We start from the raw sequence: 720 nt of genomic DNA, 5'->3' as shown, positions 1-720 counted from the left end.
TTGGGGCTGACATAGATCTCTCGTCGTATTAGGGGGGACTATGAGGCTAAAAAGATCGCGTTTGTCGGCTCATATATCCGGTCGTCTGATTGAGCATTTCGTTGCTGGCACCCCAGCCCGCACAGCCAGTGAACTGGTAGGTGTAAACCGCAACACCGCGATTACTTTTTATCTGAGATTACGGAAGATTATCGCAGAGCAGATGCCTTCCGTTGAGATGTTTGCCGGAGAGGTAGAAGTTGATGAGAGTTATTTTGGCGGCTATCGCCGTGGCGTTCGAGGGCGGGGGGCTGCTGGTAAAGTCCCAGTATTTGGCATTCTTAAGCGCAATGGGATGGTGTACGCTGAAATAATCCCCGACACTAAAACCAAGACCTTGAAAGGGATAATCGACTTGCAGGTTCAGCCTGACAGCGTGGTGTATACGGATGGTTTGTCATCCTACAATGTGCTCGATGTGTCTGAATTTAAACACTATCGTATTAATCATCTCAAACGCTATGTTGATGGGCATAACCATATCAACGGCATTGAGAACTTCTGGAACCAAAGTAAGCGCCATCTGAGGAAGTACAACGGTATTCCTCGCAAGTATTTTTGGCTGTATTTGAAAGAGTGCGAATTCAGGTTTAATTACGGCTCCCCAAAAGAGCAGTTATCTATCCTGAAAAAATGGATAAAAAGGCACAACGCGGCATAGTTATCTATGTCAGCCCCAAA

Annotated in this window: 1 protein-coding gene; it reads left to right on the top strand. The window is 46.5% G+C overall.

Annotation, left to right across the window (positions count from 1 at the left end; translation table 11 throughout):
- Positions 1–40: 40 nt before the first annotated feature.
- Positions 41–700, top strand: a complete 660-nt coding sequence (locus tag AB6M95_RS19670) for an IS1595 family transposase (RefSeq protein WP_371388443.1) — start codon at positions 41–43, stop codon at positions 698–700.
- Positions 701–720: the final 20 nt, after the last annotated feature.

The organism is Pseudodesulfovibrio karagichevae (assembly GCF_041414475.1).
Lineage (GTDB): Bacteria > Desulfobacterota > Desulfovibrionia > Desulfovibrionales > Desulfovibrionaceae > Pseudodesulfovibrio > Pseudodesulfovibrio karagichevae.
Note: the sequence above shows the minus strand (reverse complement) of the source record. Positions and strands in the feature narration are given on the sequence as shown.